Source organism: Gracilibacillus salinarum, assembly GCF_022919575.1.
Lineage (GTDB): Bacteria > Bacillota > Bacilli > Bacillales > Amphibacillaceae > Gracilibacillus > Gracilibacillus salinarum.
This window is the reverse complement of sequence record NZ_CP095071.1, coordinates 3,484,065-3,503,479: the sequence shown is the minus strand read 5'-3', so window position 1 is coordinate 3,503,479 and position 19,415 is coordinate 3,484,065. Positions and strand designations below refer to the sequence as shown.

The window sequence follows — 19,415 nt, the reverse complement described above, 5'->3', positions numbered from 1 at the left end:
AAAAAGAGGTGTTGGTTCATTTACACATTTAAAATTCGGTTAATTTTATCCTTGTTGAACCCGATTATCTGGTAATAATCATCAATGATAACGGCAGGCGTAATATAAATATCATGTTCTTGCAGTTCTGATAAATGTCGCTTATCCTCTGTCGTGTTTTTCACATCGAAATTAATGTCCAAGTTATGGATATATTCCTTGATTTGTTCACATTCTTCGCAATTATCACTAACGTACAGACTAACATGCTTTTGTCCCAATATATAGATCCTCCTAATTGTTTGATCTATATATATTATTACCCATCGGGTTCTAATATCAAACGGTGTTTCTTAATCTCTTTTAGTCAAATCATCTGCATAAATTCCTAATTTTTTCAATAAACGGATCGCTTCTTGCTTTTCTGATTCATCAAGCCCAGCTGTGATCACTTCAATTTGCTTCCAGTGTTCAGGAAAGATATCGTTCAATAATTGTTGACCACTTTCTGTAATCGAAGCATACGTTATTCTGCGATCATCTGGTGAAGGCGTTCGTTTCACGAATCCTTTTTTCTCTAATTTATCTACTACATATGTAATACTTCCACTTGCTAATAATATTTTATCTCCGATCTTCTGTAATGCCTGTTCTCCTTGATGATAGAGCAATTCCATTACGGCAAAATCAGTAGTATTCAAACCGTGTCCCCGAATATCCTTCGCAACCTGATCAAAAACCGCACGGTAGGCTTTCGACAGTACCACAAATAATTTCAGTGAGGGGTCTTGCTTCTTCTTTAAGTATGCATTCCGCTCCTGATCCATCCCTCTCATCCTCTCTGCTTGCTATATCTATTTATGAATCGTATTATATGCAATCTGCCTTAACTAGTCAATTGATGTTGGTTAAAATTGCTAATTATATAGTGGATCACCATGCCTAGAAACCATACAAGAATAGTGACAGGATAGGCGATACAAAGAGCTAACACAATAAAAGTAAACAGTTGCCATATGCTGTTCATGACAGATGTATGGGACCATTTACTGTGAAGCTTTCTGATTCTGATTTTTAGCATTTGGTCAAATAAAAATAACATAGCGAAACAGATAAACAAAATTTGGCCGATTAACAACAGATTTATCTCATTCATCACCAGCAAAATAATCGTTATTATGCCGAATGCTACAACACCTATAACAGAGATAGTCTGAACAAACGCTGCTTTGATGACGTCCAGTCTCCACGGAATACTGTGAAATAATTTATCAATAAAGATTAATCCAAATAGGCTCTGCATCGTTTTGATAAAAATAAAAACAGACACCATTACCCCGATTCCTTGTAAGATGTCATAGTCTAATGACAGGACGAACATTGCTATCATAATGCAACCTAGCAGATACATAACAATCGTTATTTGAGAAATAATTGTCTTTCTCCAGAATTGGCGGATGAGCTTTTCTGGTTTTGCATACGGAACAGGAGAACGATTTCTCCTTGATGTAAGAATCGTAGAAATGACATTGTTTTTTCTTGGTTTATCATCGATCTGATCCATACCGCTCATTTTACGGACAAAAAACATATTCCATTCTTTCTCATCGCTTTTCTCAACGACTTGCGGCCAATTTACGCTTTTTATTCTTTTTGGCCATAACCAAAGATTCGCACCTGCCAACAACAGGATGATCAGTACAGTAAAAGGCACATGGAAGTCAAAAAACAAATACGAAATGCGCAGTATTCCTAAGAACATCACTGCTAAACTATAGATGCCAATTTTTTTGAGGATAGTTAACTGAAATATACACCATTGAGGGAGAATAGATAAGACAAATACCATCAGAACAGCACTGAACCATTTTACTAAAAATAAGGAAGAAAATGGTGTAGGAACTAATAATAGTAATAGGATCAATAACAATAAGCAATACTTTCTTATTACTCCTCTAATCGTAATATTCCATATATCTTTAATAGAAAAAGGCAATGCCGTTAACTTCCATTCGGCGCTTGTAATTTTCATGCCAGCATTCTGGAATGCCATTGCCAGCTTACTAAGTGTCACCCCTATCAATACTAACGGCAACATCGGGTCGATCGCCGTTTCAATATCGGTAAAAGCAGGTGTTATTTGCCTCATCTCATCAAAAGCAATAAATAGTAATAAAATCGCAAATAAGCCGCAGTAAATACTGATTGTCCAATCAAACGCAACTCCAAATGCCATTTTATACAGTTTTGCTTTTTTGTTTCTACGATTTCTCTTCAAAAAACGCATCATCCGTCTTGTTTCTTTCATGTTTCGCCTCTCCTCGATAACAAGCGAAAATCCCCCATGGCACCTTGTTCGGCAATTTCCCCATCATGAAGCATGATATAAGAATCTGCCATCTGTTCCATCCTTTCCAATTGATGGGAGGTAAGTAGGATGGTGGTCCCGTTATTAGCTTTTTCGATTAAAAGGGTTTGTAAGTGGTGAGCGGCGTGTACATCTAATCCCATAAATGGCTCATCGATTAACAAAAGTGGTACATCCGGCAGTAATGCGCATATCGTTTGGACTTTTTGGCGCATCCCTTTAGACAATGCTTCCGGATATTCATTAAGCTTATCAGAAATTTCAAATAGCTCAGCCAGTTGATTAGCCCGTCTGGTAAAAACGGCTTCATCTAGCTGATAACTTTGTCCATATAGTTGAAAATGTTGATATGACGTTAATTCAGGTAATAGGAACGGCTCTTCAGGTATGTATGCAAGTTGTTTTTTAAAGGAGATGAAGGATCGATCCTGATCGATATCATTAATGCTAATCTTCCCTTGTGCTTTATCGTGCCAGCCCATAATCGTTTTCATAATAGTCGATTTCCCTGCCCCATTATGACCAATCAATCCAACAATATTGCCAGCTGGTAAAGTAAAACTTACATCCTTCACAATTAGCTCCATCCCCAACTTAACTGATACATTTTTCAGCATTAACATAGAATACATCCTCTCCTACGGCATGTTTACAGAAAAAACTGGTGCTGTATCACACAAAGATGCTGGTACAGTATATACGTTTAATAGAAGAAAATGGTTTCAATTACAGTCTCTTTAAGGTGACAAAACCCGACGAGAAACACCATCATTTGTCTTCTTTCTTGTTAAACGAGACAAATCTCTGGCTAATGCTCCACACTTTTAGTCCCTTTCTTCCTAAACGACACAAATCTCTGGTGACTGCTCCACACTTTTGGTTCCTTTCTTCCTAAACGACACAAATCTCTGGTGACTGCTCCACACTTTTGGTTCCTTTCTTCCTAAACGACACAAATCTCTGGTGACTGCTCCACACTTTTGGTTCCTTTCTTCCTAAAAGAGACAAACCTCTGGCTAATGAAAGCAATTTTATTGTCAGAAGCGGTATAAACATATCTTCTAGGCTGATTGACATAGTCCATATCTTAAGAACTCACCTTCTACGACTCTACTTTTATCCTTTCTTTGATTAGAACAAAGGCGCAAGCGCCCGTTTAGAGACGTAGCGAGTGGAGCGAATCAACTGAGATAAAGGAATCACGGTGAGCTTGCGAATCGATGATGACTTATCGTAGGGCGATTTCGCGAAGTCGCCTAGTCTCTGGGCGCTGGGGCCGGACGTGTCCGTTTCTGTCAGCGAACATCATATAGCCCAAAATTTATACTTTCTTGACTTATAAGAAAAAACGGGCATAGCCCACCCGGTCCTATTTTATCTAATTTTTATATAACTACCTATAATTATGGACTATGTAAACTAGAAGCTTAGTGGTCATTTTGATATATATTATCTGCTTAGCAACATTTGAAACAGCTAAAAGCAGTAGTTCTAGGCATTATGTTATTTATTGCTGTTATGTACAACGGTCAATATGATAGCTCTTTCAAAAGTTGTAGAGTTCATATCCTAGCGTAGGCCAACCACGGAGACTCCCGCGGGAAATGCAGGTGCTGAAGATCCACTTTGTGAAGCGGTCTTCTTCACAAAGTTAGCTTCAGCCGTGCCCGCAGGACGCGGAGTGGTTGGCCGAAGCGATATTCCAGCACATTAAATATCTCAATATGGATGCTTGGCTAGCGGTGGCTAGCTAGCATATTCCATATTATAGGAAATAAACTTCATGTTCAATATGATTACTATTTTCTTGACAAAAAAAAGAGACAGCTTTTTTTCGCTGTCTCTTAAGCTAATTCTTCTTGCAAGAATTCTAGTACATCATCTGGTGTTTTTGTATAAGCACTATGGCGATGGGCAAGTTTTTCACCGTTTTGGAAAATTAGCAAGCTTGGGATGCCCATTACATCATATTTTTCCGCCAAGCCTTGTACCTCATCACTGTTAAGTTGGTACCAATCATAGTTGTTATATTGTTCGATAATCTCTCCAATGAACATGTCCATTCTCTTACAATCCGGACACCAGTCTGCATAGAATTTAATAATAACCGGCTTGTCCGATTGGATAATTTCATTAAATTGATCTGCTGTTTGAATAGCTTCCATGTTCCATACCCCTTTTTTCTATATTAGTTGTGTTCCTCTATAAAAGCTAGCACCTTCCATAAAGGAACGCAACTTTTCTGTTTAATATTCGACTCTTCCTAGAAAGAATGCAAACAGCAATCCAGCAGCAAAAGTAACCACACACATCACAATTCCTATAACACTTGCCGGAAATCCTGGAAAAATGACGAATATAGAGCCAATTACCATTCCAATCACCACAGCATACGTAGCCGTCGGAAACCTTGAGAGGAAGAAGTGAATTAACTTACTCATCAGTACTAATCCTAGCAGAATTCCAATACCCACTGTTATGATTACAGGAATATTAAAATCATCGATCGCACTAATAATAGTCGAATAAGATCCTATAATTAGCAATAAAAAAGACCCGCTAATTCCTGGTAAAATCATAGCAGCACTTGCTAAGAAGCCTGATAAAAATAACCAAAGGTACGTAGATGCTTCAAAATCTGTAACAGCGGCAGGCTCTCCTGTCTGAAAGAAAATCATTGACCCTACAATGACGAGCCCTATCAAAACTAATAATACGTGATTTGATTTAAACGTTTCTTTTGCATTAGACTGTTGAAAAAGAAACGGCAGCACACCAATAATTAACCCTAAAAATGCAAATTGTGTTTGTTGCGGGTAATGTTCGAACAACCACTCGATCAATCCTGCCAAAACAAAAATGGCCGTTACAATACCGACTCCTAATGGAATTAAGAACATTAAGTGCTTCTTAAAATCCTTACTGAAAAATCCATTAATCGCTTCAATCAGTTGATCATAAATCCCTAATACAACAGCAATTGTACCACCGCTTACTCCTGGTACTACATCACTTGCCCCCATTAACATACCACGATATATATTTCGCCACTCCATGCTTCATTCTCCTTCTTATTCTATAAACTGTAATCCTTCTATATTTTGCGATACATGTTGTTTCATCTCTTCTAAGTGCCCCTTGGCATTTGAAAGCTGTTGATCCGTTACACTCTTCATAGGTAACACTTCTACATTTGTCATGGTATCATCAACCATTTCAAATTGAACAAAGGTTGGCAGAAAAGCTGGAGTATGAACGCTCACAGAATCCCCTTGTTTTTCTACTGTAAATTGAAAAACACCACCAATTCGACGATTCAGTTCGTACTGTCCAGAAAGAAAGTTTCCTAGTGAATAGGCGACAAGCGTTTGATTTCCTTGTTCTCCCACCACCCACTCAATTGGTTGCAATACGTGTGGATGATGACCAATGACTACATCCGTTCCTAAGTCTGCCGCATACTGAACCAAATCTTTCTGTTCCTGATTAGGCTCACGCATATATTCCTGTCCAAAATGATAACTTACAATTGTAATATCCGCCAGTTTTTCTGCTTCTTGTACGTCACTTTTAATTTGTGAACGATTGATCTGATTCACCAAATACTTTTTGCCGTCCGGTACAGGTATTCCATTGGTACCATATGTATAACTTAAAAATGCGGCAGAAATTCCTTCATCTGTTTCGATGACTCTAATCGTATCCTGGTCGGCCTGACTTTTAAATGCTCCAGTATAAAGCATACCGATTTTTTCGTAATACCTGATCGCATTCTGAATCGCCGCTTCTCCACGGTCCAACGTGTGATTATTAGCCATCGTAACTAAATCTACACCAGTCCTCTGTATATCATCAGCCAAATCAAAAGGGCTGTTAAACCTTGGATAATTGGATAATCCCAATTCTTCTCCGCCCATGATCGACTCTTGATTAGCTATCGTAATGGTCGGCTTTTGCAAATAATCCTGCACAGGTGCTAACATCGATTGAAAATCATAATGCTCTCCATTCCATGCATCATTATATACTCTATCATGAATGAGCAAGTCACCGATAGCTGCAATCGTAATCACTTGTTCATACTCTTTTACTATCCGTTCTTTATTATCCATATGGTGAGAAAGCCCTTGATATTCCTGTTCAGATGTACACCCTGATACTATTAATAGAAGGATAATCATAAGCTGATATTTCATCTGCAACCAAACTCCCTCCGTAAGTCATCTTTATTCTATCATATTTGACATGAATTTTTTGTCAAAACAGAAAAGAATATGATGAAAACCATCACTTCTTCAAATCATATTTTGTCCGAAGACTTTCCGGAGCCATGTTGATCATTTGCTGCAGAATTAGGCTGACAATCATTACATCATCCAAAGCACCAAATACTAGTAAATAGTCAGGAATAAGATCAAATGGGAAAACGATATAGCCTATCATTAACAACACACTTACCGTTTTGGAGAACATGGATACTTCTTTTGACAGAAAGAACTCTTTCAAAAACGGCAATGATTTACGAAATTTAAATAAAAATTTTAATCTGCTAAAAAAGCGCATGGAATACATCCTTTTCTTGATAGATTACTTATCATTATACCCTTCATGTACGTTCGGGAAAAATCTAAGCACAGATCTCTTTCTCTTACATGTAAAGCCGTTCAACGGACATTTAACATCTTTCACCAGACAACCTTTGCTCCGATATTTCTCTCTTCACTAAGCTTCCTTTTGTCCGTTTGGAATGTAACCAGCGATTTTGCTTCTCAACTATCACTCTTATATTGTATTTTCGCCGTAGTTGCCACTTTTTTGGAGGGGTAACGATAAAAAGTACAAACTAAATATTATAAAAACCGGCCATAGCCCGCCCGGTCCTAATTGACTTAATCAATAAACAACTTCCTATAATATGGATTATGTTAACTAAGGCTGTATGGCAAAACGGTCATTTTGAAATATTTTATCTGCGTTGCAAAGCTCCGGAAATAGGCTCCGCGTCCTGTGGGCACGGCTTCAGCTAACTTATGAAAGAAAATTCTTTTCTTTCATAAGTGGATCTTCAGCTCGCGCTGATTCCACGGGAGTCTCCGCCTATTTCCTACGCTTGAGGGAAGTGCTACAACTTATGTAACAGCAAAAAGCAGTCGTGCTAGGCAATGTATTTCATCAATTAAGGTGTAAATCTTGCAGCTAATGCTTCATATCCTAGCTGTCGCATAAATTGTGGAGTTATACATCAGCGGAGGCCAATCACGGAGACTCCCGCGGGATTGTGCAGGTGCTGGAGATCCACTTTGTGAAGCGTTCTTCTTCACAAAGTTAGCTCCAGCCGTGCCCCGCAGGACGCGGAGTGGTTGGACGGAGCGGTATCCTAGCACATTAAATATCTCAATATGGATGCTTGGCAGCGATGGCTAGTTGACATAATCCATATTATAGGAACTAAAATTCATGTTCAATGTGATTACTGCTGTGACTGTACTTATATACTTTCTTTACTCATTATAAAAACCGGGCATAAACCTGCACGGTCCTAATTGACATAAATCATATACAACTACTAATAGCATAGATTATGTAAAGCAACTGGCCTATTGCTTATTTTGAAATGATTCATGTGCTGAGACACCTTTACTAGTCACCCAGTGTAGTCTATGTCCTAGCCAGCGTATGATACAAATTCTTAAAGGAGACAAAACTAGCCGGGAAACACCATTATTTGTCTTCTTTCTTTTTAAACACTACAAATCTCTGGTCACCGCTTCCCACTTTTGGCTCCTTTCTCCCTAAACGATACAAATCTCTGGTCACTACTTCCCACTTTTGGCTCCTTTTCCCCTAAACGATACAAATCTCTGGTCACCGCTCCACACATTTGGGCCCTTTCTCCCTAAACAATACAAATCTCTGGTCACCGCTCCATACATTTGGTTCCTTTCTCGCTAAACACTACAAATCTCTGGTGACTGCTTCCCACTTTTGGTACCTTTCTCGCTAATCGATACAAATCCCTGGTGACCGCTCCACACTTCTGACCCCTTTTCTTATCTAGCGTTTATACTCATAAAAAAACCAGTGAGGATGGGCTCACTGGTTTTTCGTTATCGTATTTATTTTTTCTTAGCTGCTTTTTCACGTTCGTTTTTGTTTAGGATTTTCTTACGAAGTCTTACTGTTTCTGGTGTTACTTCACAATACTCATCATCATTTAAATATTGAATTGCTTCTTCTAATGACATCTTACGTGTTTTACGGATTGTTGCAGTTTGATCTTTTGTAGCAGAACGCACGTTAGTTAAGTGCTTTTCTTTGGTAATGTTAACTGTTAAGTCATTTTCTCGGTTGTGTTCGCCGACGATCATTCCTGCATAAACATCTGTACCTGGTTCAACAAAAATGACACCACGGTCTTCCAGGTTCATAATGCCGTAAGTTGATGCTTTACCATTTTCTAAAGCAACAAGTACACCTTCACGACGTCCACCTACTTGTCCTTTGACAAATGGTGCATATTCATCGAACGTGTGGTTAATGATACCGTAACCGCGTGTTTGGGTCATGAATTCTGTAGCATAACCGATTAAACCACGGGATGGTACTTTGAATTCCATACGTACTTGACCAGTACCATGATTCTGCATGTCTAACATTTCACCTTTACGTGCACCTAACGACTCCATAACTGGACCAGTGTAATCTTCAGGCACATCAATTTGTACTCGTTCTACTGGTTCACATTTAACACCATCGATTTCTCTAATAATAACTTGCGGTTTAGATAGCTGCAATTCGTAGCCTTCACGTCGCATGTTTTCTACTAGAATCGATAAGTGTAATTCACCACGTCCAGAGACGATCCAGGCATCTGGTGAATCTGTCGGATCTACACGTAAACTTACATCTGTTTCTAACTGAGATAATAAACGTTCTTCAATTTTACGAGAAGTAATATGTTTACCTTCACGACCTGCGAACGGACTGTTATTAACAACAAATGTCATCTGTAATGTTGGCTCATCAATGCGCAGGATCGGAAGTGCTTCCTGGTGATCGTTCGGGCAAACTGTTTCACCAACGTTAATGTCCTCCATACCTGCAAGAGCAATGATGTCGCCTGCTTTTGCTTCTTCAATTTCAATTCGCTTCAAGCCAATGAAACCAAATAATTTAGAAACTCGGAAGTTTTTCACAGAACCATCTGTTTTCATAAGTGCAACTTGCTGGCCGACTTTGATCGTACCACGGAATACTCGTCCTACTCCAATTCGACCAAGGTAATCATTATAATCAAGCATCGTTACCTGGAATTGTAATGGTTCTTCCCCATTGTCGACTGGTGCAGGGATCTTCTCCAGAATCGTTTCAAAAATTGGTTCCATCGTTTCCTGCTGATCTTCGTCAGGGAAGCTAGATGTTCCATTTAATGCAGATGCAAATACAACCGGAAATTCCAATTGATCGTCGTCAGCACCTAACTCGATAAATAAATCTAATACTTCATCTACAACTTCGTCAGGTCTAGCGTTAGGACGGTCAATTTTGTTTAACACGACAACTGGTTGCAGTTTTTGCTCTAATGCTTTCTTTAATACGAAACGAGTCTGTGGCATACATCCTTCATAAGCATCTACCACAAGTAATACCCCGTCTACCATTTTCATGATACGCTCTACTTCGCCACCGAAGTCAGCATGTCCTGGTGTATCTAATATATTTATACGCGTATCTTTATAATTAATCGCTGTGTTTTTGGCTAAAATCGTAATACCGCGTTCCTTCTCAATATCATTGGAATCCATTGCACGTTCTTCCACTTGTTCGTTCTCACGAAACGTACCAGAATAACGAAGTAACTGGTCTACTAATGTCGTTTTACCGTGGTCTACGTGTGCAATAATCGCGATATTGCGTAGTTCTTCTCTCAATTGCGTCATTTCATTCTCTCCTCTTATAGATGCATTGATCGTTTAACAACTTATCTAGTATATCATAATAGTCAGTAATTGGTAGCCTTAATCATCATTTTTTTCAAAATCTATAAAAACGATGGTAAAGCGTGCACCACCTTCAGGGGCATTCTCCGCTTTAATAGAACCACCAGAACGTTCGACAATCGCACGGGCAATCGCCAGACCAAGGCCTGTTTCACCACTCTTTCCTTTGACAAACCGGTGGAACAGTTTGGAAAGAAGTGCTTCATCTATTCCCTTACCATCATCGGTTACCTGGATGAAAAGCCGTTTATCTTTCACAGATGTCGAGATCGTCACTTTTTGCTTAGCATGACGAATGGCATTGGCCACAATATTCATGACTGCTTGTAACATTTTTTCTTCATCGACAAATAATCGTGCCTTCTCCAAACCTTTATCATCAATCTCAATACCTTTATCATTTGCAATTGGTACAGCTCTATCCATTACTTTTCTCATAAACGGCTGGAGTGCTACTGTTTCCGGACGATATATATCTGTCTCACTATCTAATTTCGCCAGTAAGATAATCTCATTGATAATCTTCTTGAGACGATGTATTTCATCTACCATTACTTGCAAACCGCGGTCTGCTTCTTTCCCTTCAAAAATACCATCCCGAATACCTTCTGCATATCCTTGAATCGCCATAAGTGGGGTTTTCAATTCATGACTGGCATTCTGGAAGAAATGATGCTGAGATTGAATAAAACTGTTTAACTCATTGGCCATTTCCGTCACGCTTTGTTCTACTTCCTTGATTTCACCAGTTGCCTTAATTTCTTTGATTTGATCGAACTGACGTTTCTCAATCTTTTTCAGCTGGTGTTTCAATTTGGTTAATGGTGTCACGAGTCTTCTTGTTAAATAATGACTGAGTAAAACAGCAACCGCAATACCAATAAGAAAAATTAATACTAACCTATTAACAAGACTATTCCGGACTTCCTGAAGATCATCTAATGGTGTTAGCAGAACTAATTGCTGGGTGGCTTCTGGTGAGTAAAAAGGGATGATCGACACCACATAGTTTTCTCCACCCGCTTGCCATAACGGTTGATTTTGATCCTCAAGGTCATATTCATTGACCCATCCTTTAATGGTATCAATATCGGGAATGGACGTAAATATAATACTCTCTGAACCTTGATCATAAGCAAACACTTGCAAATTATACTCATCAAGCAATTGTGTTAGTTGTTGTACATTAGAAGAATTGTTCAGATCCTGGTACAACACAAAATTTACAATAAGTTCGCCTTTGTCCTCTAGTTGTCTTTGTTCATCTTTGATCAGCATTTGCAGCATCTGTGAATAGATCGTAATTCCCGATATCGCCATAACGACAACGAGTAAGGTAGTAAAGGCAATCGTTAGCTGTGATTGTAATTTCATTGGGCATCCTCTTCATAATGCAGACGGTAGCCATATCCCCACACCGTCTCTACCGGTAAATCCTCCAGTTTTTTGCGCAATCGCTTCACCAAGTCATCCACTGCTCTATCACTGCCAAAGTAATCCTCACCCCATACTTGGGTCAATAATTCTTCGCGGGAAAAAGCGCGATTCGGTTTTTTCGCAAAAATCTCTAATATATCAAATTCCTTGGACGTTACATCGACTTCTTGTCGTTTCCAATATACTTGTCTTGCTGCTTGATCTATTTCCAAATCAGCAATCTTAAGTACAGCATTTTCAGTATCACTTGTAATCGGCTGAGCAATTGCACGTTTAAAAAGTCGTTTCACCCTTGCCACAAGTTCACGAGGACTAAAAGGTTTTGTTAAATAGTCATCACTACCTAATTCCAATCCTAAAATTTTATCTACTTCTTCATCCTTAGCTGAGATGATAATAATCGGAATCTCGCTGGTTTGTCTTATTTTTTTACACAATTCATAACCATCCATACCAGGCAGCATAATATCCAGGATCCACATATCGGGCTGGTGCTCGGTAGCCTTCTTCCAAGCATCCTCTGCATTTTCCATTAGCGTAACCTGAAATCCTTCTTTCGATAAATATGCTTTTACAATATCTCTAATATTCGGATCATCTTCTACAATAAAAATCTCCTGATTCATCAGATTTCCACCTTTCTCGGCATCTCGCAAACATCATAAGCTTATTTTCTCACAAATACAACTAAAAATGAAATATGCATGTTTACTGCGTTTTTACTGTGGTATGAGTATCTATAGGGCATTCTGGATGAATTTTTACACAAATATTCTACATTTATCACATTTTTATGCCATAAGTCTTATGTACAATAAACATATCAAATCATTTAACCAAACCAAGAAAGGTGTGAATAGATATGAGTGATGAATTCAATCGATTCGATCAAGAAGAACAAGAACAACAAGCTCCACAGGCGAAAGAAATGCATGTAAAAAAGAATAAAGATGCTGGTTTAAGTAAAATGCTTTTTAGTGGGGTAGCAGGTGGACTTATTGTAGCACTATTTAGTGGCGGTATTTTTATTTCGATCCTGGACGACGAGGAAAGTAATACAACAGACGTGGCTTCTAATACTACGGAGCAAACCGAATCGTCTTCTTCTAATCAAGAAAGCGTTCCAACCACTAACATGGCAAATGAAGAAGATGAAGCAACAACAAACAACGCCATTCAACAAGTATCCGATGCAGTAGTTGGGGTATCCAACATCCAACAAGTAAATCTCTGGGAAGAATCCAATGCATCCGGTACTGGATCAGGAGTTATCTATAAGAAAGAAGGCGACTCCGCTTATATTGTAACCAACAATCACGTTGTAGAGGGAGCACAGGAAGTACAAATCACACTTACTAACGGTGAACAAGTAAAAGCTGAAATTCTGGGAACAGATCAACTCACCGATCTTGCTGTATTAAAAATCCCTGGTGATCAAGTAGAGACCGTTGCAACACTCGGCTCTTCTTCTGATGTAGGTGTTGGACAAACAGCAATCGCGATTGGTAACCCACTTGGTCAAGATTTTGCAGGTTCTGTAACGAAAGGAATCATTAGTGGAGTTGAACGTTCTGTAGATGTTGACCTCAATGGTGACAGCCAGCCAGATTGGACAACAGAAGTTCTCCAAACAGATGCGGCAATTAACCCAGGTAACAGTGGTGGTGCATTAATCAACAGTAAAGGAGAAGTAATTGGGATTAACTCTATGAAAATTGCACTTGAATCAGTAGAGGGTATTGGCTTTGCTATTCCAATTGACGATGCAAAACCGGTAATTGAACAGTTAGAAACTGAAGGAGAAGTAGTACGCCCATTTGTCGGTATTAGTGCCGTTGACCTTTCTACTGTGCCAGAACAACATCGTCAACAAACACTTAACTTAAGTGAAGATGTTCAAAATGGATTAGTAGTAGCTCAGGTACAATCCGGTTCACCAGCCGCTAATGCAGGATTACAGCAATATGATGTTGTTACATCAATCAATGATAAACAATTAGAGTCTATGCTTGACTTGAAAACGTATCTGTACAATGAAACGGAAATTGGCGAAGAAGTGAGCCTTACCTTCTATCGCGATGGTGAAAAACAAACTGTCAACTTGACCCTAAGTGAGCAAGGTAATTTGTAAAAGAAATACAGCTTGCTGCAAAAAAGTATACGAGTAATATGGAAAGCCGAACATGACATATGTGTTATGCTCGGCTTTTTTCTTTTATGCTGTGTGGATATACTGCGAAGTAACTTCTAAAACAGATCTAGAAAAAGCGTGAATCAGAAGAATAGGAAAACTTTTATTTCAATTTGGTCATTTTGATATTTTTAATGTGCGTAACAAAGCTCCAGAAATAGGCTCCGCGTCCTGTGGGCACGGCTTCAGCTAACTTGGAAAAGAAAATTCTTTTCTTTTCCAAGTGGATCTTCAGCTCGCGCTGATTCCACGGGAGTCTCCGCCTATTTCCTACGCTTAAGGGAAGTGCTACAACAGTTGCAATAATCAAAAGCAGCAGTTCTAGGCATTATTCTAGTAGTAGTGTAGGATGAACGCTTATGAATAACACTCAAAATACTACAACCTACATCAGTTGTAGAGCCTAAATATTAGCGTAGGCGAACCACGGAGACTCCCGCGGGATTGTGCAGGTGCTGGAGATCCACAACGTCTGCACCTGTGTCTTCTAGTAAAGCTTCGAAGTAGGCCTCCTCGGTGCAAGGCAGCAGAGAAGTGATTCGTGTAGTAGCCTAGCTTCAGCCTTGCCCCGCAGGACGCGGAGTGGTTGGATGGAGCGGTATCCCAGCACATTATCTATTTCAAAATGATCTCATCGCTAAAGTCTTTTTACTTCGCAGTATGCTTCCACTCCTTCACTTCAACTTACCTCTCATTCCCCGTGAAATGATACTTCGAAGCGGTCACGGAAGTGTATGAAGCAAATAAAAAAACAGATCAATCTCTATTTAATGAATGAGACTGATCTGGTAATGTTGACCTGATACTATTTTTTAAGCAGAGACAGCACTTGTCTCGTCTACTTCTATTTTTTCTTCTTTATTTCGTTTCGCTTTTCTAAAGAATAAATACGTCAAGCCGATCGTCAGCACTATGCCGATGATAAAAGATAGATTTAGATCTAAATTAAATCCGATCTGGGCATTTAATATATAAACAAATACCATATAGGACATGAAAATCGCTGGTACTAAGGAGACCACATAATTTTTGCCCTTGATATATAAATACATTGTCGCTATCCATAACGCAATAACTGCCGTTGATTGGTTAGCCCAGGAAAAATATCTCCACAACATATTAAAATCAATATTCGTTAATGCATACCCGATTACAAATAACGGTATCGCAATCATTAAACGTTTCATGACACTTCTTTGTCCGATCTTTAAATAATCGGCAATAATTGTTCTAGCAGCACGGAAAGCAGTATCTCCTGATGTAATCGGAAGAACAATAACTCCGATAACCGCCACTGTACCGGCAAAAGCACCTAATAAGGTAACAGAGATTTCATTTACTGCCGCAGATGCTGTACCAGTCGCAATTACTTCACTTAGTGTCTGGCCATCAAACAAACTCATCGCTGCTGCCGCCCAAATCATAGCGATAACACCTTCTGCAATCATCATGCCGTAAAAAATATAGCGCCCTTGCGACTCTTTTTGTGTGGTTCTGGAAATAATCGGTGATTGTGTCGCATGAAAACCGGACAATGCCCCACAGGTAATTGTAAAGAACAGTAATGGGAATATTGGTGAATTCTCAGGGTGTAAATTCTGCAACGTCATTTCAGGAATTGTATAATCAGAAAACACTAAAGAAATTCCAATGGATATGGTTCCAAGCAGTAGAATAGCTCCCAATACCGGATAAATACGTCCTATGATCTTATCAATTGGTAAGATAGTAGACAGGAAGTAATATAAGAAAATACCGCTTAAAATCACACCAAAAGCCACTTTCCCGTCAAGCAATATATCTATTAATGATGCCGGAGTAGTGATAAACACTGTCCCAACAAGAACTAACAATAACAACGAGAATGCGTTTACAACATGACGAGAAACTGCCCCCAGAAATTTACCCGCCAGTTGAGGTATATGGGCACCGTTGTGACGAATGGAAATCATACCAGTGAGGTAATCATGAACAGCCCCTGCAAAAATGGAGCCGATAACAATCCATAAAAACGCAACAGGTCCATATAAAGCTCCCATAATTGGTCCAAATATTGGCCCCGTACCCGCAATGTTCAAAAGCTGGATCATCGCATTTTTTTGTTTATGCATCGGTACATAGTCTACACCGTCATTTACACTATTCGCTGGTGTATCTCTTTTATCTGTCGGATCAAATATCTTCTCTATAAATTTACCATATGTGAAATATCCAATAATTAATAATGCAATAGCAATAAAGAAAGTAACCATTGTGTGAATCCCTCCCAAGATGAAATCGCTACCAAAATAATTATAACTTATTAAAATTCATTTACAATGGATTTTTGCACTTTTTATTCTAACAATTAATGGAAATGATCAACTCCCACAAACAATGGTCCTGAGGATATACATGGCATACGAGATAAGGAAGGGAATAGCTGGAGATGAGTATCAATAAAGTTACCTGTGATATGTAATATACTTACTAGCCTTGCGATCATTTTGAAATAAAGACTTCGTTATCATAATCCATATTATAGGAACTCAGCTTCATGTTCAATATGATGACTGCTGTGGCTGTACTTATATACTTTTCTGACTGATGATAAAAAAACCTAGGCTTTCTTAAACCTAGGAGCCCTTTTATTCTGCGTGGTCGATGCAAAACCTTGTTTCCGGTAATGCTAGCAATCGATCTTCATTAATTTCTTTGCCACACTCTTCACACAAATGATACGTACCTTCTTCTATTTTGGCTAATGCATGGGCAATTTCATTTAATTCCGATTCCTGATGTTCGTTTAATGCTTGATCTTTTTCTCTTTCGTATAACTCCGTTCCCATGTCACCGGGATGATTATCAAAAGTGGTTAACTCTCCGACTTCTTCTTCCAACGTTTGATCCTGACTATCAAAATCTACTCCGCCTTCATTCAATTCTGCTTTTCTATCTTCTAATATTGCCAGACATTTATCTATTACTGATTGATCCATAATCATCCTCCTTGTAGTCCTTCTATTCCCGCAATCGATTCATTGAAAACTATCATTAGTATGCTCGTCGTTTTTTTTGTTACTATAGAAGAAAGACAATCGATAAAGGAGAATGGTGATGACAACAATCGGCTTTATTGGTACTGGTGTTATGGGGAAAAGTATGGCGACTCATTTACTCGAAGCAGGTTTCGATCTTCACATATTTACAAGAACTCAGGAAAAAGCAAAACCCTTATTAGCTCAAGGAGCTGTCTGGGAAGATTCAGTCTCTTCGCTAGCACAAAAAGCAGACATTGTCCTAACAATGGTCGGCTATCCGAAAGATGTAGAATCTATCTATTTAGACGCGAATGGTATCATAGCAAACGCGAAGCCTGGTTCTTACCTAATCGACATGACTACATCTGATCCACTACTGGCAGAACGAATTTACAGCAAAGCAAAAGAAAAAGGATTACACAGCATGGATGCTCCTGTGTCTGGCGGAGATGTCGGTGCCAAAAATGGGACACTCGCCATAATGGCTGGTGGAGAGCAAGCTGATTTCGATGAGGTACTGCCCGTTTTTAAGAAAATGGGTGAAAATATTGTGTTGCAAGGACCTGCTGGTGCTGGTCAGCATACAAAAATGGCTAATCAGATTACAATCGCTTCTAATATGATCGGGGTTTCCGAGGCAATCATGTATGCCAAAAAGGCAGGACTTGACCCTGTTCGTGTATTAAAAAGCATCTCAACAGGAGCAGCTGGCAGCTGGTCACTTTCCAATTTAGGACCGCGAATGATCAAAGGAGACAGTGATCCTGGATTCTATATGAAACATTTCATAAAAGATATGACCATTGCTTTAAGAAACGCGCAGGAGATGGGATTAAAAACACCAGGACTGGCACTTTCCCTTGAGTTATACCAGGAACTTGCTGAAAAAGGATTAGAAGACCGCGGTACGCAAGCGCTTATCAAATGGTTTGAGGGAGATATATAAGATACAAAAAGCATCTGCTTTTGCAGGTGCTTATTCTATTTCGATATTATGCTTAGCAACCCCAAGTTTATGGATAATCCCTTCCTTCAATTGCTCAATCGTGTGGTATTGATACTCAAAAAACAAGTCCTCGATGGCAACCTGATTTCCCTCCTGATCATAGCCTGTAATTTCATTTATTTGAAACACATGGTCATCATAAGCATTATCACGATTACGAAATTCGAATATGGACAACTTCACTTTTTCTATATCCCTCATTCTTATCCCCTCCTTATTTCCTGATACCAACCGTCTGAAGTCATTATTAGTGTTGCAATAAATTCTTTTGCTATTCGCAGTCTTCCTATTATTCGTAATTATGTAAAGAATGTTGTTTACACTATAAAAACATGGTAAAATATTGTCTTGCAAGATTATAAAAGTATAACACCAACCTAAACACATTTATATCTTGCAAATATGAATTGATAGGTGGTAGAAAAATGGAGAATAACGAAAAGTATCAAGTATTACTGTATTATCAATATGTAGAAGTAGAAGATCCTGAAGGATTTGCGCAAGAACATTTAGCGTTCTGTAAAGACTTAGGATTAAAAGGTCGTATCCTTGTTGCCAATGAAGGTATCAATGGTACAGTTTCGGGTACTGTGGAACAAACGAATACGTACATGGAAGCAATGCACGCTGACCCTCGTTTTGCTGATATGCCATTCAAGGTAGATGAAGCAGATGGTCATGCATTTAAGAAGATGCACGTTCGTCCAAGACCGGAATTAGTGACTTTGCGTCTGGAGGATGATATTGATCCTCGTAAGACAACTGGAAAATATTTAAATCCACAAGAATTTTATGAAGCGATGCAAGGTGAAGATACCATTATCCTGGATGCTCGTAATGATTATGAATATGACCTTGGTCATTTCCGTGGAGCTATTCGTCCAGATATTGAAACATTCCGTGAACTTCCGCAATGGGTGGAAGAAAATAAAGATAAATTAGAAGGTAAGAAAGTGTTAACGTATTGCACAGGTGGTATTCGCTGTGAGAAGTTTTCTGGTTGGTTGGTCGAACAAGGTTTCGAAGATGTAGGGCAACTTCACGGTGGTATCGCAACATACGGCAAGGACCCTGAGGTAAAAGGTGATCTTTGGGACGGTCAACTATACGTATTTGATGAGCGTATTTCTGTTCCGGTTAACCGTAAAGAACATGTTGTGGTTGGGAAAGACTACTTTGACGGTACACCTTGTGAACGTTATGTAAATTGTGCTAATCCTGAATGCAACCGACAAATTCTCGCTTCTGAAGAAAATGAGCATAAATATATGCGCGGCTGTACACACGAATGTCGTGTTCATCCTCGCAGCCTTTATATTGCCGAACATAACCTTTCGGATGATGAAATCCAGGCTCGATTGGATCACATCGAAAAAGAAGACGGCGTAACACAACAATAAGCAATGCACGAGGA

The 19,415-nt window shown here is 39.0% G+C and carries 17 protein-coding genes; 3 read left to right on the top strand and 14 right to left on the bottom strand.

Annotated features, from left to right (window positions below; translation table 11 throughout):
• Positions 1 to 20: 20 nt before the first annotated feature.
• The 11 genes from MUN87_RS16365 to MUN87_RS16315 form a co-directional block, all read right to left on the bottom strand.
• The gene (locus tag MUN87_RS16365; RefSeq protein WP_244741758.1) at positions 21 to 260 is read right to left on the bottom strand and encodes a thioredoxin family protein; all 240 of its coding nucleotides are present in this window, start codon (positions 258 to 260) and stop codon (positions 21 to 23) included.
• 72 nt (positions 261 to 332) lie between these two features.
• Complete coding sequence (locus MUN87_RS16360; RefSeq protein WP_244741757.1) at positions 333 to 806, bottom strand: MarR family winged helix-turn-helix transcriptional regulator; 474 nt, start codon at positions 804 to 806, stop codon at positions 333 to 335.
• Positions 807 to 865: 59 nt separating this feature from the next.
• On the bottom strand, positions 866 to 2,287 hold the full coding sequence (locus MUN87_RS16355; protein WP_244741755.1) for a hypothetical protein: 1,422 nt from the start codon (positions 2,285 to 2,287) through the stop codon (positions 866 to 868).
• A complete protein-coding gene (locus tag MUN87_RS16350) occupies positions 2,284 to 2,970 on the bottom strand; it encodes an ABC transporter ATP-binding protein (RefSeq protein WP_244741753.1) in 687 nt (228 codons plus the stop codon). The genes MUN87_RS16355 and MUN87_RS16350 overlap by 4 nt, the downstream gene beginning before the upstream one ends.
• A 1,221-nt stretch (positions 2,971 to 4,191) precedes the next feature.
• The gene (locus tag MUN87_RS16345; RefSeq protein WP_244720730.1) at positions 4,192 to 4,512 is read right to left on the bottom strand and encodes a thioredoxin family protein; all 321 of its coding nucleotides are present in this window, start codon (positions 4,510 to 4,512) and stop codon (positions 4,192 to 4,194) included.
• Between the two features lie 81 nt (positions 4,513 to 4,593).
• Complete coding sequence (locus MUN87_RS16340) at positions 4,594 to 5,403, bottom strand: DUF368 domain-containing protein (protein ID WP_244741752.1); 810 nt, start codon at positions 5,401 to 5,403, stop codon at positions 4,594 to 4,596.
• Positions 5,404 to 5,418: 15 nt separating this feature from the next.
• Positions 5,419 to 6,543 carry a CapA family protein gene (locus tag MUN87_RS16335; RefSeq protein WP_244741750.1) on the bottom strand — a complete coding sequence of 375 codons (1,125 nt, stop codon included), beginning with the start codon at positions 6,541 to 6,543 and terminating at the stop codon, positions 5,419 to 5,421.
• A 91-nt stretch (positions 6,544 to 6,634) separates the two neighbouring features.
• On the bottom strand, positions 6,635 to 6,910 hold the full coding sequence (locus tag MUN87_RS16330) for a YkvA family protein (protein WP_244741748.1): 276 nt from the start codon (positions 6,908 to 6,910) through the stop codon (positions 6,635 to 6,637).
• A gap of 1,553 nt (positions 6,911 to 8,463) precedes the next feature.
• Entirely contained in the window at positions 8,464 to 10,287 is a 1,824-nt protein-coding gene (gene typA / locus MUN87_RS16325; protein WP_244741746.1) for a translational GTPase TypA, read from the bottom strand.
• Between the two features lie 78 nt (positions 10,288 to 10,365).
• Positions 10,366 to 11,721 carry a sensor histidine kinase gene (locus MUN87_RS16320; protein ID WP_244741745.1) on the bottom strand — a complete coding sequence of 452 codons (1,356 nt, stop codon included), beginning with the start codon at positions 11,719 to 11,721 and terminating at the stop codon, positions 10,366 to 10,368.
• The gene (locus MUN87_RS16315; protein ID WP_244741743.1) at positions 11,718 to 12,410 is read right to left on the bottom strand and encodes a response regulator transcription factor; all 693 of its coding nucleotides are present in this window, start codon (positions 12,408 to 12,410) and stop codon (positions 11,718 to 11,720) included. The genes MUN87_RS16320 and MUN87_RS16315 overlap by 4 nt, the downstream gene beginning before the upstream one ends.
• A gap of 236 nt (positions 12,411 to 12,646) precedes the next feature.
• Here MUN87_RS16315 and MUN87_RS16310 point away from each other — a divergent pair, with 236 nt between their 5' ends.
• Complete coding sequence (locus MUN87_RS16310; protein ID WP_244741741.1) at positions 12,647 to 13,915, top strand: S1C family serine protease; 1,269 nt, start codon at positions 12,647 to 12,649, stop codon at positions 13,913 to 13,915.
• Between the two features lie 872 nt (positions 13,916 to 14,787).
• Here MUN87_RS16310 and MUN87_RS16305 read toward each other — a convergent pair.
• Positions 14,788 to 16,227 (bottom strand): carbon starvation CstA family protein, encoded by a 1,440-nt coding sequence (locus MUN87_RS16305; RefSeq protein ID WP_244741739.1) that lies wholly within the window; start codon positions 16,225 to 16,227, stop codon positions 14,788 to 14,790.
• A gap of 375 nt (positions 16,228 to 16,602) precedes the next feature.
• A complete protein-coding gene (locus MUN87_RS16300; RefSeq protein ID WP_244741737.1) occupies positions 16,603 to 16,953 on the bottom strand; it encodes a TraR/DksA C4-type zinc finger protein in 351 nt (116 codons plus the stop codon).
• Positions 16,954 to 17,071: 118 nt separating this feature from the next.
• Here MUN87_RS16300 and MUN87_RS16295 point away from each other — a divergent pair, with 118 nt between their 5' ends.
• Positions 17,072 to 17,941, top strand: coding sequence for an NAD(P)-dependent oxidoreductase (locus tag MUN87_RS16295; RefSeq protein ID WP_439649632.1), 870 nt, complete (start codon positions 17,072 to 17,074; stop codon positions 17,939 to 17,941).
• Between the two features lie 30 nt (positions 17,942 to 17,971).
• On the opposite strand, the gene MUN87_RS16290 is transcribed toward MUN87_RS16295, so the two are convergent.
• A complete protein-coding gene (locus tag MUN87_RS16290; RefSeq protein WP_244741734.1) occupies positions 17,972 to 18,202 on the bottom strand; it encodes a hypothetical protein in 231 nt (76 codons plus the stop codon).
• Between the two features lie 224 nt (positions 18,203 to 18,426).
• Here MUN87_RS16290 and trhO point away from each other — a divergent pair, with 224 nt between their 5' ends.
• Positions 18,427 to 19,401, top strand: coding sequence for an oxygen-dependent tRNA uridine(34) hydroxylase TrhO (gene trhO / locus MUN87_RS16285; protein ID WP_244741732.1), 975 nt, complete (start codon positions 18,427 to 18,429; stop codon positions 19,399 to 19,401).
• Positions 19,402 to 19,415 lie beyond the last annotated feature (14 nt).